The sequence below is a fragment of the Shinella sedimenti genome, from assembly GCF_022601905.1.
In the GTDB taxonomy this organism is placed as follows: domain Bacteria; phylum Pseudomonadota; class Alphaproteobacteria; order Rhizobiales; family Rhizobiaceae; genus Shinella; species Shinella sedimenti.
On the sequence record NZ_JAKVIN010000019.1, the window covers coordinates 1 to 14467 of the forward strand.

Consider the following 14467-nt stretch of genomic DNA (forward strand, 5'->3'; position numbering starts at 1 on the left):
CTCGAACGCGCCGGCGTCCAGGGCGACATGGGACCCAAGCTCGCCGAAGAGCACGATCTCGAATACTGGAACAAGGATGCCGTCGCAAAGGGCAACCTCGCACCACAGCTCAAGATCGAAAACGAAAAGGAAAAACCAACCACCGTCAACTATGACGAACTCGTCAAATCCTGGCAGAAGTGAGTGCAGGGCTGCGGGCGGCTTTCGCCCGCAGCCGATATTCTCGATCACTCTTGCCCGCGTGCCCTGGGGTGCGCGGGCCTTTTCGTTTCAGCCGAGTTTTTTCACCCAGAGCGTGTCGATGATGGTGGGAAAAAGGGTTTCAAGCGCTCCGTCGTCATGCTCTTCCCCGCAGCAATCGACCACGCGCGCGAGTTTCTTGTCGAGCGTCAGATGGGCAAAGCCGTGCGCCGTCGACCAGATGCCGATAAGCATGGCCTCGCCGTCCTGATCGAGTTCGGCATCGTCCGGCCGATTGCGGATGGCAAGTACGGTTTTTGCCAGCGCCTCCCACGCCTGCTCGGTTGCCGCCTCCAGCGCGGGCTTCTCCTTCAGAAGGAGATCATGGCGAAACATCAGGTGAAAGCGGCCCGGAAAATCCACGGCAAACCGCACATAGGCGACACACTGCGCCTTGAGCCGGTCGGCCGGCGAGCCGTTCGCGCCAGCCGCCTTGAGCCGGTCGGCCAGTTCCTGATAGCCGAGAGCCGCCACCTCTGTCAGGAGGCCGGGCGAGCCGCCGAAATGGTGTGAGGGGGCGGCCGGTGATACGCCGGCGCGACGCGCTGTCTCGCGCAGGGTGAACCCTTCGAGGCCCTTTTCAGCCAGCAGGTCATCGGCGGCGTGGATCAGCGCATCGCGCAGGTCGCCGTGGTGATAGCCGCGTTCGGCGGTCTTCGTCTTTTTCATAGCATTCTCACCCAAAGGTATCTTTACAGTGTAAAGATTCTGCGCTAGTTCAATGTGAACACTGTTCAGATTTTCCGCGAGGGTATCATAATGCGTGCAGTCGATGTGGCAACCACCCAGCAGGCGACAGACGGGGCATCGTTCACATTGGCAAGCATGCCCGACCAGACCGGGCGCCTCGCCGTCGTCACCGGCGCCAATAGCGGGCTCGGCTTTCTGACGGCCCGCAACCTTGCGCGAAAGGGTGCGCGCGTCATCATGACGGCACGCGACGAGGCCAAGGGACAGGCGGCGCTGAGACGCATCAAGGCCGAGCTTCCGGATGCCGCCGTCGAGCGTCGCCGGCTCGATCTTGCCGATCTCGACAACGTCGCCGCCTTCGCCGAACATCTTGTGGCGGACGGCCTTCCGCTTGATCTTCTCATCAACAATGCCGGCGTGATGATGCCGCCGCGCGGGCTGACCCGGCAAGGGCATGAGACGCAGTTCGGCGTCAACCATCTCGCGCATTTCGCCCTGACGCTACGCTTGCTGCCTTTGCTATCCAAGGCGACCGGCGCGCGCGTGGTTACGGTCAGCTCCGACCTTCATCGCCGCGGCCGTATCCATTTCGAAGACCTCACGGGCGAGAGGAGCTACAGCAGGCTTGGTTTTTATGCTCAGTCCAAGTTCGCAAATGTGCTGTTCGGTCTGGAGCTCGACCGGCGGCTGAAGGCTGCCGGACTGCCGGTCATCAGTATACTTGCGCATCCCGGCTTCGCCGCGACCAACCTGCAGACCAGTGGCACCACAGGCCTGTTGCATGTCTTCATGCGCATTGGCACCCGGTTCCTCGCCCAGGATGCGGAGCAGGGCGTGCTGAATCAGCTCTATGCCGCAACGGCGGAAGGACTTCACGGGGGCGAGTTCATCGGCCCGGCCGGCTTTCGTGAAATGCGGGGCCCGCCGTCCCGCGTGCGACCCTTGCCGGCAGCGACGGATCGCGATCTCGCCGTTCGCCTTTGGACGCTTTCCGAGACGCTTACCCATCTGAAATTCCCGATGTGACTGCGGAGCACGACCAATGACGACAGCGACGATGGACTCCTGCCATTTCTTCCGTGCCTGGATCCGCGACCCGCTGCGGGTGGCTTCGATTACGCCGTCGGGCAATTCCCTGTCCGATCTGATCGTGCGCGAGATCGGGCCCGAGACGGGACGGGTGATCGAGCTTGGACCAGGGACCGGCGTCTTCACCCGTGCTCTGCTGAGGCGTGGGGTCGCGGAGGAGGATATCGTTCTCGTGGAGAACGGGCCGGAATTTGCTGGCCTTCTGCAGATGCGCTTCCCGAAAGCGAGGGTCGTCTGTGCGGATGCGGCCAAGCTCGCCCGCTTCTGCCCAGAACCGGCGGGAGCGGCGATCAGTGGTCTGCCCCTGCTTTCCATGCGTCCCGAGAAGGTCTTCGCCATTCTCGCCGGTACGTTCAGTCGCCTTGGCGAGGGAGCAGCCCTCTATCAGTTCACCTATGGTCTGCGGTGCCCCGTTCCGCGCGCCGTTCTCGATCGGCTGGATCTCTCCGCCGTCCGCATCGGGAGCACGATGCGCAATCTGCCGCCCGCCTTCGTTTACCGCATCAGTCGCGCCCGCTAGAGTGCCTTTCCGCCGCACCGTACCCATTGGTACAGTTTGCGCATTGCACAGCGCTGGGTCTTCGGCTAAGAGACGCCGCGGTTTCTCCCGCGCGCCCGCGCGCACATATGGAATAGCGGTACATACCCATGGCACGCATCGTGATGAAATTCGGCGGGACTTCCGTCGCGGACCTCGACCGTATCCACAATGTGGCCCGTCATGTAAAACGTGAAGTCGAGGCCGGCCATGAGGTGGCGGTTGTCGTTTCGGCCATGTCCGGCAAGACGAACGAACTGGTCGGATGGGTGCAGAACATGCCGAAGGTGACGGGTGCAAGCTCGCCTTTCTACGATGCGCGCGAATATGACGCCATCGTCGCCTCGGGCGAGCTCGTCACTGCCGGCCTTCTCGCCATCGCGCTGCAGTCGATGGGTATCGATGCCCGCTCCTGGCAGGGTTGGCAGATCCCCATCCGCACGGACAACGCGCATGGCGCGGCTCGTATCCTCGACATTGACGGCGCAGAGATGATTCGCCGCATGGGCACGGGCCAGGTCGCCGTCGTTGCCGGCTTCCAAGGGCTCGGCCCTGATAACCGCGTGGCGACGCTCGGTCGCGGCGGTTCGGATACGTCGGCGGTCGCCATCGCTGCGGCCGTCAAGGCAGACCGTTGCGATATCTATACCGACGTGGACGGCGTCTATACGACCGATCCGCGCATCGAGCCCAAGGCCCGCCGCCTAAAGAAGATCGCCTTCGAGGAAATGCTCGAAATGGCGTCGCTCGGCGCCAAGGTTCTTCAGGTGCGCTCCGTCGAGCTGGCCATGGTGCACAAGGTGCGCACCTTCGTTCGTTCCTCCTTCGAGGACCCCGATGCGCCGGGCATGGGCGATCTTCTGAACCCGCCCGGTACGCTGATTTGTGATGAGGATGAGATCGTGGAACAGGAAGTCGTAACCGGCATCGCCTATGCCAAGGATGAAGCGCAGATCTCGCTCCGCCGCGTCGCCGACCGGCCGGGTGTTTCCGCTGCGATCTTCGGCCCGCTGGCCGAAGCCCATATCAATGTCGATATGATCGTCCAGAACATCTCCGAGGACGGCTCCAAGACCGACATGACCTTCACGGTCCCGTTCGGTGACGTCGAGAAGGCGCTCAAGGTTCTGGAAGCCGCAAAGGCGCAGGTCGGCTTCGACGTGATCCAGCACGAGACGGGCCTGGTCAAGGTTTCCGTCATCGGCATCGGCATGCGCAGCCATGCGGGCGTTGCCGCTTCGGCCTTCCGCGCGCTCGCCGAGAAGGGCATCAACATCAAGGCGATCACGACCTCGGAGATCAAGATCTCCATCCTGATCGACGGTCCCTATGCCGAACTTGCCGTTCGGACTTTGCATTCCGTCTACGGTCTCGATAAGAAGTAAGCACCGGCTGACTCGGCGTCGATCTCAGGATCGCCGGCGTGGGCATGCGCCGGTGGAGTAATGTCATTTTCGGGAGACGCCACGCGATGAGAGACCTCTCCGCGGGTCCGCGCGTTCTTCTCAAGCGGCTGCGCGAAATCATGGCGGAGCCGCTAGAGCCGCAGGAACGCCTTGACCAGATCGTGCGCCAGATCGCGCAGAACATGGTCGCGGAAGTGTGTTCCGTCTACGTGCTGCGTTCCGACGGCGTTCTGGAGCTTTACGCCACAGAAGGTCTCAATCCCGGTGCTGTTCACCTTGCCCAGCTGAAAATGGGGCAAGGTCTCGTCGGCACCATTGCCGCGTCCGCGCGGCCCCTGAACCTTTCCGACGCACAATCGCATCCCGCCTTCACCTATCTCCCGGAAACGGGCGAAGAGATCTACCATTCGTTCCTCGGCGTCCCCATCTTGCGGACGGGCAGGGCGCTCGGCGTGCTTGTTGTACAGAACAAGGCAAGCCGCACCTATCGCGAGGATGAGGTGGAGGCTCTTGAAACGACGGCGATGGTGATCGCCGAAATGGTGGCGACGGGTGAGTTGAAGAAGCTCACCAAGCCTGGCCTAGAACTCGACCTGTCCAGGCCCGTCTCGATCGAGGGGGCGAGCTTCGGCGAGGGCATTGGTCTAGGCTATGTCGTGCTGCACGAGCCGCGCATCGTCGTCACCAATCTGCTCAACGAGGATTCCGAGCATGAGCTCGGCCGCCTGGGTGAAGCGCTCGGGTCGCTGCGCATTTCCATCGACGACATGCTGTCGCGCCGGGAGGTGTCGATGGAGGGCGAGCACCGCGAGGTGCTCGAAACCTACCGTATGTTCGCGCATGACCGCGGATGGGTCAGGAAGCTCGAAGAGGCGATCCGCAACGGTCTCACCGCCGAGGCCGCCGTCGAGCGCGTGCAGAGCGAAACCAAGGCGCGCATGATCCGCCTGACGGATCCGTATCTGCGCGAGCGCATGCACGATTTCGACGACTTGGCCAACCGGCTGCTGCGCCAGCTCACCGGCTACGGCGCGAAGCTTTCGGCAAGCAACTTCCCGAATGATGCGATCGTCGTGGCGCGCGCGATGGGCGCGGCCGAACTGCTCGACTATCCGCGCGAGAACGTGCGTGGCCTCGTTCTGGAGGACGGCGCGGTCACCAGCCATGTCGTCATCGTGGCCCGTGCGATGGGTATTCCCGTCGTCGGGCAGGCGGCCGGGGTGGTCGCGCTGGCGGAAAACGGCGACGCGATCATCATCGATGGAGATGACGGGCGCGTGCACCTGCGCCCGCTTCCCGATCTCCAGCGCTCCTACGAGGAAAAAGTACGTTTCCGCGCTCGCAGGCAGGAACAGTATCGCGCGCTGCGCGCTGTCGAGCCGGTGACGAAGGACGGGCGGGAGATCAATCTCCAGATGAATGCCGGCCTGCTGGTCGACCTGCCGCATCTCAACGAATCCGGCGCGTCCGGCATCGGCCTCTTCCGCACAGAACTTCAGTTCATGATCGCCTCGACGATGCCAAAGGCAGAGGAACAGGAAGCCTTTTACCGCAATGTGCTGAAGCACGCCGCGGGACGCCCGGTGACGTTTCGCACGCTCGATATCGGCGGCGACAAGGTCGTGCCGTATTTCCGCGCGGCCGAGGAAGAAAACCCGGCGCTCGGCTGGCGGGCCATTCGCCTGTCACTCGACCGGCCCGGCCTGCTGCGTACGCAGCTTCGCGCCATGCTGCGCGCCGCCGCCGGCGCCGATCTACGGCTGATGCTGCCGATGGTGACGGAGGTTTCGGAGCTGCGCGAGGTTCGCGGCCTCCTGCAAAAGGAAATCCAGCGGCAGTCGAAGATCGGCGAACAGCTGCCAAAGAAGCTGCAGTTCGGCGCCATGCTCGAAGTGCCGGCGCTGCTCTGGCAACTCGATGAACTGATGACCGAGGTCGACTTCGTGTCGGTCGGCTCGAACGATCTCTTCCAGTTTGCGATGGCGGTTGACCGGGGCAATGCCCGTGTCGCTGATCGCTTCGATACGTTGGGCCGTCCGTTCCTGCGCATCCTGCGCGACATTGTTCGCGCCGGCGAGCGCAACGAGACCTCGGTGACACTTTGCGGCGAGATGGCGAGCAAGCCGATTTCGGCCATGGCGCTGCTGGGCATCGGTTTCCGTTCCGTTTCGATGTCACCGGCGGCGATCGGGCCGGTCAAGTCGATGTTGCTATCGCTCGATGTGGCCAAGCTGGAATCGGTGCTGATGCCGGCGCTCGACGATCTGCGGCCGGTGGCCTCCATCCGCCAGATCCTTGCCGACTTCGCGGCCGAGAACGGCATTACGCTTTAAAGAAATGATGGGAGTCTGAACGGTGGCGAAGCTTCCCGTTGAAAAGATGCGCGAACTCGAACGCCGTTTCGGCGAGATCGAGGCCCGCATGTCGGCGGGTCCGGATTCGGAGACCTATGTGCGCCTCGCCTCCGAATATTCCGAGCTTCAGCCGGTCGTGACGAAGGTGCGCGAATACGAGAAGGTCGCTGGCGAGCTCGGCGATCTCGAGGCGCTGCTGGCGGACAAGACGACCGACCGCGAGATGCGCGACCTTGCGGACATGGAGATGCCGGAACTCAAGGAGCGGCTCGAGGCGCTGGAAAAGGAGATGCAGATCCTGCTTCTCCCGAAGGATGCCGCCGACGAAAAGAGTGCGATCCTCGAAATTCGCGCAGGCACCGGCGGCTCGGAGGCGGCTCTGTTTGCCGGCGACCTTTTCCGTATGTACGAGCGTTATGCCGCCGCCAATGGCTGGAAGGTGGAGGTCATCTCCTCAAGCGAAGGCGAGGCCGGCGGCTTCAAGGAAATCATTGCGACCATTACCGGCCGGGGCGTCTTTGCCAAGCTGAAGTTCGAATCGGGTGTCCACCGCGTCCAGCGGGTGCCCGAGACCGAGGCAAGCGGGCGCATTCACACATCTGCGGCGACGGTCGCCGTTCTGCCCGAGGCCGAGGAGATCGATGTCGAGGTCCGGCCCGAGGATATCCGCATCGATACGATGCGCTCATCCGGCGCGGGCGGTCAGCACGTCAACACAACGGACTCTGCCGTTCGCATCACGCACCTGCCGACCGGCATCGTGGTGACGAGTTCGGAGAAGTCGCAGCATCAGAACCGCGCCAAGGCCATGCAGATCCTGCGCTCGCGGCTCTATGACATGGAACGGCAGCGCGCCGACAGCGAACGGTCCGCCGACCGCAAGAGCCAGGTCGGGTCCGGCGATCGCTCCGAGCGCATCCGCACGTACAATTTCCCGCAGGGGCGCGTGACCGACCACCGCATCAACCTCACCCTCTACAAGCTCGACCGGATGATGATGGGCGAGATCGACGAGGTGGTGGACGCGCTGCTGGCGGATCATCAGGCGGGCCTTCTGGCGCAGCTTGGCGAACAGGGCCGGGCATGAGCACGACGCTTGCCGAGGTGCTTGCCGCGGCGCGGCGCCGCCTCGAAGAAGCGGGCATTGCGGATGCGGCACGCGACGCGCGGATTTTGCTCGACGGGCTTCTGAATCTCTCGTCCACGGCCTTCCTTGTCGATGGAGACCGCCCTCTGCCAGCCGAACAGCTGGCGATGATTCGGAGTGCGATAGAGCGTCGCGCCGCGCGCGAACCGGTGCATCGCATCCTCGGTCGCCGCGCGTTCTCGCGGCTCGACCTCATGCTGTCCCCTGATACACTTGAACCGCGACCGGACACCGAAATCCTCGTGGACACGCTTGTGCCCTATGCGCGCCGCTTCGTTGCTGAACGGGGCGCTTGCCGTATTCTCGATCTTGGAACCGGCACGGGCGCGATCTGTCTTGCCCTGCTCGATCTGGTGCCGGGGGCAACGGGCGTGGGCGCTGATGTCTCCAGCGGCGCCCTTGAAACCGCGATGCGCAATGCCGACATGAATGGTCTCGCGGACCGCTTCGAAGTGGTTGAAAGCGACTGGTTTGCGGCGGTGACCGGGGTGTTCGACATTATCGTGTCAAATCCGCCCTATATCGTGCATTCCGTGGTCGAGACGCTGGACGAAGAGGTCCGGCTGCATGATCCGATACTGGCGCTGGATGGCGGCGACGACGGGCTCGATGCCTATCGCGCCATAGCTGACAGTGCCTCCGATCACCTCGGGCAGGACGGCCTGGTGGCTTATGAGATCGGCTACGACCAGAAGACATCCGTAACCGGGATCATGCGCGAAAAAGGTTTTGCGCGAATCGCAGCGGTAGAGGATCTTGGCGGCAACGATCGTGTCCTCGTCTTTTCCAAGACAGTATCTTTGTAACCTATGCTGCCGCATTGCAGCAAATTCCGCAGTCGCAAAGAAAAAGCTTGGAATTGTGAAGGAAGCGGGATACGTTGCGGCCACGCACTGGGCAAGAGGTCATGGCGCAGCGATTTGTGCCGCGTGACCCGATCGTGAGGATTGCTCTCTCGAAGAGTTGCTAGGGTTGAAGACTTCCCTGTGCGGGTACCTGTTAATTTGACGTCTTACGGCGACAGGACCACCGGCCGGCGTGGTTTGCCCGCGGGTAAGGATGCTTGATCTGGCGTGTCCCGATCAAGCTGCAGATACATGAATCATCGATACATGGATACGTTAGGTGAGTGACATATGAGGCCAGGACAGCAAAACAAGCGCGGCCGCGGGCGTAATAATAACAACAACAATAATAACAATAACAACAACAACCACCGCAAGGGCGGTAATCCGTTGACGCGAACTTACGACAGTTCTGGTCCGGATGTGAAAATCAGGGGCACGGCCCAGCATATTGCAGAAAAATATGCAGCCTTGGCTCGCGACGCCCAGAGCGCCGGTGACCGCGTCATCGCGGAAAACTACCTCCAGCACGCAGAGCACTATAACCGCATCATCGCTGCTGCACAGGCGCAGATGCAGGAGCGCGCTCCGCGCGAAGACCGCCACGATGGCGGCGACCGCAATGACTACAATGATCGCGACGGTTTTGACCGGGATCATGACGATGATGTCGGGCATGGCGAGGAGCAGCAGGCTCCCGTTGCTGCCGCGGCGGCTGTGGCCGCTGACGAACCCGTTGTCGATGGCTCCGGCCCACAGCCGGTGATCGAAGGAACGCCGGCGGAAGTGGCACTCGAAGAAGAAGGTGCTGCGCCCGCTTCCGGCCGTGCACCGCGTCGCCGCGCTGCCGCCCGTCCGCGCCGCCCGCGCCGCGGAGAGGCCCAGGCTGCAGGTGGTGAGGACGGTCAGTCCGGCGGCGACGACGCCCCGGCCCTCGAAACCGCTTCCGAATAGGCAAAACCTGCCTTTAACCATTGCAGAACCCGGCTTCGTGCCGGGTTCTTGCGTTTCGGCAAGTGCCGGAAAAATCTGCGGCGACGGGGCCTGCGCTCCTTTAATTCCGAAAAATTCGCTACCATATTCCTCACAGGCGATTGACCGGCAGCAAGGCTGGCCTATCGCATTTATGAGAGGCTTGCCTTTGAGGGAGCCTTATCCTGAATCATCGACCGGTGCCTGAAGGGCCGGCCGAGTTATGGAGGCCTATATGAATATCGAAAAATACTCCGAACGCGTTCGCGGTTTTCTGCAATCCGCTCAGACCAAGGCGCTCGCGGACGGAAACCCGCAGTTCACCCCCGAACATGTGCTGAAAGTGCTGCTCGATGACGAGCAGGGCATGGCGACTTCGCTCATCGAGCGGGCCGGCGGTAATGCGCGTGACGCAAGGATCGCCAACGATGCTGCCCTTGCCAAGCTGCCCAAGGTTTCCGGCGGCAACGGGCAGGTCTACCTGTCGCAGCCGCTTGCCAAGGTCTTTACCACCGCCGAGGACGCCGCCAGCAAGGCCGGTGACAGCTTCGTCACCGTCGAGCGCCTGTTGTTGGCACTGGCTATCGAGAAATCCGCTGCGACGTCGGATATTCTGGCAAAGGCCGGCGTGACGGCCACGAAACTCAATCAGGTCATCAACGACATCCGAAAGGGCCGGACCGCCGATACGGCGAGCGCCGAGCAGGGTTTTGATTCGCTGAAGAAGTTCGCCCGTGACCTGACCGCCGACGCGCGGGAGGGCCGCCTCGATCCGGTCATCGGCCGTGACGACGAAATCCGCCGCACGATCCAGGTGCTGTCGCGCCGCACCAAGAACAACCCGGTTCTCATCGGTGAACCCGGCGTCGGCAAGACGGCAATCGCCGAAGGCCTCGCGCTGCGCATCGTCAATGGGGACGTGCCCGAAAGCCTGAAAGAGAAAAAGCTGATGGCGCTCGACATGGGCGCGCTGATTGCCGGTGCAAAATATCGCGGTGAATTCGAGGAGCGCCTGAAGGCCGTTCTTGCCGAAGTGCAGGCGGAAGACGGCGAGATCATTCTGTTCATCGACGAGATGCACACCCTGGTCGGCGCCGGCAAGGCGGAGGGAGCGATGGACGCCTCCAACCTCCTGAAGCCCGCGCTTGCCCGTGGTGAGCTGCACTGCGTCGGCGCGACCACGCTTGACGAATATCGCAAGCATGTCGAGAAGGACGCGGCTCTCGCCCGCCGGTTCCAGCCGGTGATGGTGAACGAGCCGACGGTGGAGGACACAATCTCCATTCTGCGCGGCCTAAAGGAGAAGTACGAGCAGCACCACAAGGTCCGGATCTCCGACTCGGCCCTTGTCGCCGCCGCGACCCTTTCAAACCGCTACATCTCGGATCGCTTCCTGCCTGACAAAGCAATCGACCTGATGGACGAAGCCGCCTCGCGGCTGCGCATGCAGGTGGATTCCAAACCGGAAGAGCTCGACGAACTCGACCGCCGGATCATCCAGCTGAAGATCGAGCGGGAGGCCCTGAAAAAGGAAACCGACCGCGCATCGCACGATCGTCTCGAAAAACTCGAGATCGACCTCGCGGCGATCGAGGAGGAAGCCTCTGCGCTGACGGCACGCTGGCAGGCGGAAAAATCCAAGCTGGGCCGCGCCGCCGATCTCAAGCGGCAGCTCGACGAGTTGCGTAACGAACTTGCGATTTCTCAGCGCAAGGGCGAATTCCAGCGCGCCGGCGAACTGGCCTACGGCATTATTCCAAAGCTCGAAAAGGAGCTGGAGGAAGCCGAAGGCCGTGATGCCGGAGATGTCGATCCGATGGTGCAGGAGGTCGTGACCGCCGACAACATCGCACATGTGGTGTCGCGGTGGACGGGCATTCCCGTGGACAAGATGCTGGAAGGCGAACGCGACAAGCTGCTCAGGATGGAAGACGAGCTCGCCAAGTGGGTCGTCGGTCAGGGCGATGCCGTCCAGGCGGTTTCGCGTGCCGTGCGCCGCGCCCGCGCCGGGTTGCAGGATCCGAACCGGCCGATTGGCTCGTTCATCTTCCTCGGCCCGACCGGCGTTGGCAAGACGGAGCTGACCAAGGCGCTCGCCCGCTTCCTCTTCGATGACGAGACGGCGATCCAGCGCATGGACATGTCGGAATACATGGAGAAACACTCCGTGGCCCGGCTGATCGGCGCGCCTCCCGGCTATGTCGGTTATGAGGAAGGCGGTGCGCTTACCGAATCCATCCGTCGTCGGCCCTACCAGGTCGTACTGTTCGACGAGATCGAGAAAGCGCATCCGGATGTCTTCAACGTGCTCCTGCAGGTTCTCGATGATGGTCGTCTGACCGATGGTCAGGGCCGCACCGTGGACTTCCGCAACACGATGATCATCATGACCTCGAACCTCGGTGCCGAATATCTGACGGCGCTCGGCGAGAACGAGGACAGCGACAAGGTTCGCGACCAGGTGATGGACGTCGTGAAGATGGCGTTCCGCCCGGAATTCCTGAACCGCGTCGACGAGATCATCCTGTTCCATCGCCTGCGGCGGTCGGAAATGGGTGCGATCGTCGATATCCAGATGGCCCGCCTGCGCAGGCTTCTGGAAGATCGCAAGATCGTTCTCGAACTGGACGAGGAGGCCGTGCACTGGCTGGCCGAGAAGGGCTACGATCCGGTCTATGGTGCGCGTCCGCTCAAGCGTGCGATCCAGAAGCACCTTCAGGACCCGCTCGCCGAGAAGATCCTGGCGGGTGACATCCCTGACGGGTCGATCGTCAAGGTCACTTCGGGCTCCGACCGCCTGCTGTTTTCGCCGCGCGGTGCCGCGGTCAGCAAGGCGGCCTGACCGTCCGCATTGCATAAAAATGAAAAGCGCGGGTGAAAGCCCGCGCTTTTTGCCGTTTTTTCGGATTGGATCAGCGCGTTTCGGCCAGTTCGGTCGAGCTTTCGCCGCTGCCGAGCAGATCGTCGATGCGCTTGCGTTCGCTTTCGAACTTCGCGAGCGCCTTGCCCTCTAGCGACTTTCCGCCGGGCAGGCGGATTTTCAGGGCATCCACCTTGTTGCCGTTTACGATCAGCTCGTAATGCAGGTGAGGGCCGGTGGAGAGGCCGGTCGAACCGACATACCCGATGACCTGACCCTGTCTTACCTTGACGCCGGGCTTGATGCCCTTGGCGATGGCGTTCTGGTGATTGTAGGACGAAACATATCCGTTGGCGTGCCGGATCAGCGTCTGGTTTCCGTAGCCGCCGGAATCCCAGCCGGCCTTTTCCACGACGCCGTTGCCGGCCGCGATGATCGGCGTGCCACGTGGGGCGGCCCAGTCCACGCCGGTATGCATGCGCGAAAAGCCGAGGATCGGATGGCGCCGCATGCCGAAGCCGGAGCGAAACACGCCGTTGGGAACCGGGTTGCGCAACAGGAACTGCCGGATGCTCTTGCCGTCGCGATCGTAATAATCGACGGAATCGTCTTCCGGGTTCTGGAAACGGTAGACCCGCGTTTCGGTGTCTCCGAACTTGGCGTCGAGAAGCAGAATCTCGGATCCTTCAGCGGCCGTGCCGTTCTGGTCCGTGACGGAGAAGAACGCCTCGAGTGAATCCGTCGGCCGCAGCTGCGCCTGGAAATCGACATTGCTGGCGAGGATGCGGATCATCTCGGCCGTCATATCCTGGCCCATGCCGTAGGACAGTGCGGCGCGGTAGATGCCGTCATAGACGCGCGGCAGGTCGCGGCCGGCAATGATCGTCGGTCGGTCGTCATCGTCGAAGGCCGTTGCTACGGCATCGAGCACGGGCGGCTCCGCACCCTTGACGAAGCGGCCCTTGTCGTCCAGCGCAGCCGTCATGACATGGCGGCCACCGGAATAGATGGTGGCGCGCACGATGCTTGCCTCATTACGCTGCTGGGAGACGCAGATACGCAGCACGTCGCCCTCGGCAAGTTCCTTGTTTCCGAGTTGATTGGCGAAATAGTCCGAGAGGTCCTCGGCCTGCGCCTTGCTGTAGCCTGCGGCGGTCATGAGCTCGTCGATATCGGCCGCACGCCGCACGGGAATCACGTCGTCGGCATATTCCGTGTCATCGGGCGTCAACGTGTCGAAGCTCGAAACGCTCATGTTTTCCTCGACCACGCGGGCGGTCAGGCCCTGCAGGAGGTCGAGATCGGAAGATTCGGACGCGAAGCGCTGGGGGTCGACGTAATAGAGCGAGGCGACCTGGGTACTGCCATCGGTCAGAACCGAGCCGTTGGTGCGCACGTTCTCCTCGACTTCCTCGATCGACATCTGGTCCGCATAGTCGAGGCTCGCGCCGCCATTCGGAAAGGCGTCGGTCTGAAGCGCCACTTCCGATTCGACGTCCGAACCGTAGATCGTGCCCATGCGCGAGGCGGGGGCCGCGTCCTTGCCGTTGGTGGAGAAGATCGCCAGGGGATCGAAGCGCGGATAATCCTCCGTCGTCGCGTGATTGGCGGCGAGCGCCATCTTCACATGCGCGAAGGGTTGCCGGCGCACCACTTCCTTCTCTCCGTCATGGATCATGGTGGAAATCTCCATGATCTTCTTGTCGGACGGTTTCGTCACGATGGCCGGCTCGAGAACGCGCTGACCGCGCTTTGCCGTCTCGCCGTTTTTGCTTGTCTGGTTCGGCGCACCGAGCGCTGCGTAGGCCTCTGCGGGGATGGCGAGCTGCTGGCGTCCGTCGAGGGCCGCAAAAAGCGCCACACCCATCAGGATCGAGGAGGTTATGCCCGTCAGGAACGTGCCGGAAAGCCAGCGTAGCGAAATCTCGCGGCGATCGGGCGCCTTGCGCCCGTCCGCGATGATCGGCGGCTGGTTGCCGAGGGATCGGATCATGTTCCGGTCGGTGGTCATGCCGATTGCGCTACGTCCTATGCCGCTCTCATCTGTATTTCGCGCGGGAAGATGCACGCAGGAGGGCGTGCGAGTCAAATCGCGCGGATCACAAGCCTTCTTCTAGAGGCGCCGAATGTGAATTTCTGAGGGCGGAGCGTATGTTTTGAACCGTCACGACCTTTGAAAGCCTGGAAAGCCGAGGGTTCGGCGGGCCAAACCCATCTTTTTGCAGATTTTTTCAAAAAAACGTCACATCGCTGTTGACGGTTTGGAATGATGGTCCTATAACGCCGCTCATCGAACGAGAGCGGCGGCGCTTCTGGCGGCCGACGA

At 62.5% G+C, this 14467-nt stretch carries 11 protein-coding genes and 1 pseudogene; 9 read left to right on the top strand and 3 right to left on the bottom strand.

Features of this window, described 5'->3' with window-relative positions; translation table 11 throughout:
• Positions 1-183 (top strand): annotated as a pseudogene (locus MKI86_RS23560) (carbohydrate ABC transporter substrate-binding protein); the annotation flags it as partial.
• A gap of 87 nt (positions 184-270) precedes the next feature.
• Here MKI86_RS23560 and MKI86_RS23565 read toward each other — a convergent pair.
• A complete protein-coding gene (locus MKI86_RS23565; protein ID WP_241605929.1) occupies positions 271-909 on the bottom strand; it encodes a TetR/AcrR family transcriptional regulator in 639 nt (212 codons plus the stop codon).
• A 90-nt stretch (positions 910-999) separates the two neighbouring features.
• Here MKI86_RS23565 and MKI86_RS23570 point away from each other — a divergent pair, with 90 nt between their 5' ends.
• From MKI86_RS23570 to clpB, 8 genes are all read left to right on the top strand, one after another.
• The gene (locus MKI86_RS23570; RefSeq protein WP_241605931.1) at positions 1000-1956 is read left to right on the top strand and encodes an oxidoreductase; all 957 of its coding nucleotides are present in this window, start codon (positions 1000-1002) and stop codon (positions 1954-1956) included.
• Positions 1957-1972: 16 nt separating this feature from the next.
• Positions 1973-2539, top strand: coding sequence for a class I SAM-dependent methyltransferase (locus MKI86_RS23575; RefSeq protein ID WP_241605933.1), 567 nt, complete (start codon positions 1973-1975; stop codon positions 2537-2539).
• A 128-nt stretch (positions 2540-2667) separates the two neighbouring features.
• Positions 2668-3942 (top strand): aspartate kinase, encoded by a 1275-nt coding sequence (locus MKI86_RS23580; RefSeq protein WP_241605935.1) that lies wholly within the window; start codon positions 2668-2670, stop codon positions 3940-3942.
• An 86-nt stretch (positions 3943-4028) separates the two neighbouring features.
• Positions 4029-6296, top strand: coding sequence for a phosphoenolpyruvate--protein phosphotransferase (ptsP, locus tag MKI86_RS23585; protein WP_241605937.1), 2268 nt, complete (start codon positions 4029-4031; stop codon positions 6294-6296).
• A 22-nt stretch (positions 6297-6318) separates the two neighbouring features.
• Positions 6319-7404: a peptide chain release factor 1 gene (gene prfA, locus MKI86_RS23590; protein ID WP_241605939.1), complete on the top strand. Its 1086-nt coding sequence runs from the start codon at positions 6319-6321 to the stop codon at positions 7402-7404.
• On the top strand, positions 7401-8270 hold the full coding sequence (gene prmC / locus MKI86_RS23595) for a peptide chain release factor N(5)-glutamine methyltransferase (RefSeq protein WP_241605941.1): 870 nt from the start codon (positions 7401-7403) through the stop codon (positions 8268-8270). The genes prfA and prmC overlap by 4 nt, the downstream gene beginning before the upstream one ends.
• Before the next feature lie 330 nt (positions 8271-8600).
• Positions 8601-9263, top strand: coding sequence for a DUF4167 domain-containing protein (locus tag MKI86_RS23600; protein WP_241605943.1), 663 nt, complete (start codon positions 8601-8603; stop codon positions 9261-9263).
• Positions 9264-9516: 253 nt separating this feature from the next.
• Positions 9517-12123: an ATP-dependent chaperone ClpB gene (gene clpB, locus MKI86_RS23605; protein WP_241605945.1), complete on the top strand. Its 2607-nt coding sequence runs from the start codon at positions 9517-9519 to the stop codon at positions 12121-12123.
• 70 nt (positions 12124-12193) lie between these two features.
• On the opposite strand, the gene MKI86_RS23610 is transcribed toward clpB, so the two are convergent.
• Positions 12194-14152: a M23 family metallopeptidase gene (locus tag MKI86_RS23610; protein ID WP_241605947.1), complete on the bottom strand. Its 1959-nt coding sequence runs from the start codon at positions 14150-14152 to the stop codon at positions 12194-12196.
• A gap of 74 nt (positions 14153-14226) precedes the next feature.
• On the bottom strand, positions 14227-14467 hold a 241-nt coding region (locus tag MKI86_RS23615; RefSeq protein WP_241605949.1), incomplete at its 5' end, for a hypothetical protein.

Excerpts from the sequence above, each read along its gene's own strand:
- MKI86_RS23565 (WP_241605929.1), bottom strand. The coding sequence starts at position 909 with ATGAAAAAGACGAAGACCGCCGAACGCGGCTATCACCACGGCGACCTG.
- MKI86_RS23570 (WP_241605931.1), top strand. The coding sequence starts at position 1,000 with ATGCGTGCAGTCGATGTGGCAACCACCCAGCAGGCGACAGACGGGGCA.
- MKI86_RS23575 (WP_241605933.1), top strand. The coding sequence starts at position 1,973 with ATGACGACAGCGACGATGGACTCCTGCCATTTCTTCCGTGCCTGGATC.
- MKI86_RS23580 (WP_241605935.1), top strand. The coding sequence starts at position 2,668 with ATGGCACGCATCGTGATGAAATTCGGCGGGACTTCCGTCGCGGACCTC.
- ptsP (WP_241605937.1), top strand. The coding sequence starts at position 4,029 with ATGAGAGACCTCTCCGCGGGTCCGCGCGTTCTTCTCAAGCGGCTGCGC.
- prmC (WP_241605941.1), top strand. The coding sequence starts at position 7,401 with ATGAGCACGACGCTTGCCGAGGTGCTTGCCGCGGCGCGGCGCCGCCTC.
- MKI86_RS23600 (WP_241605943.1), top strand. The coding sequence starts at position 8,601 with ATGAGGCCAGGACAGCAAAACAAGCGCGGCCGCGGGCGTAATAATAAC.
- clpB (WP_241605945.1), top strand. The coding sequence starts at position 9,517 with ATGAATATCGAAAAATACTCCGAACGCGTTCGCGGTTTTCTGCAATCC.
- MKI86_RS23610 (WP_241605947.1), bottom strand. The coding sequence starts at position 14,152 with ATGACCACCGACCGGAACATGATCCGATCCCTCGGCAACCAGCCGCCG.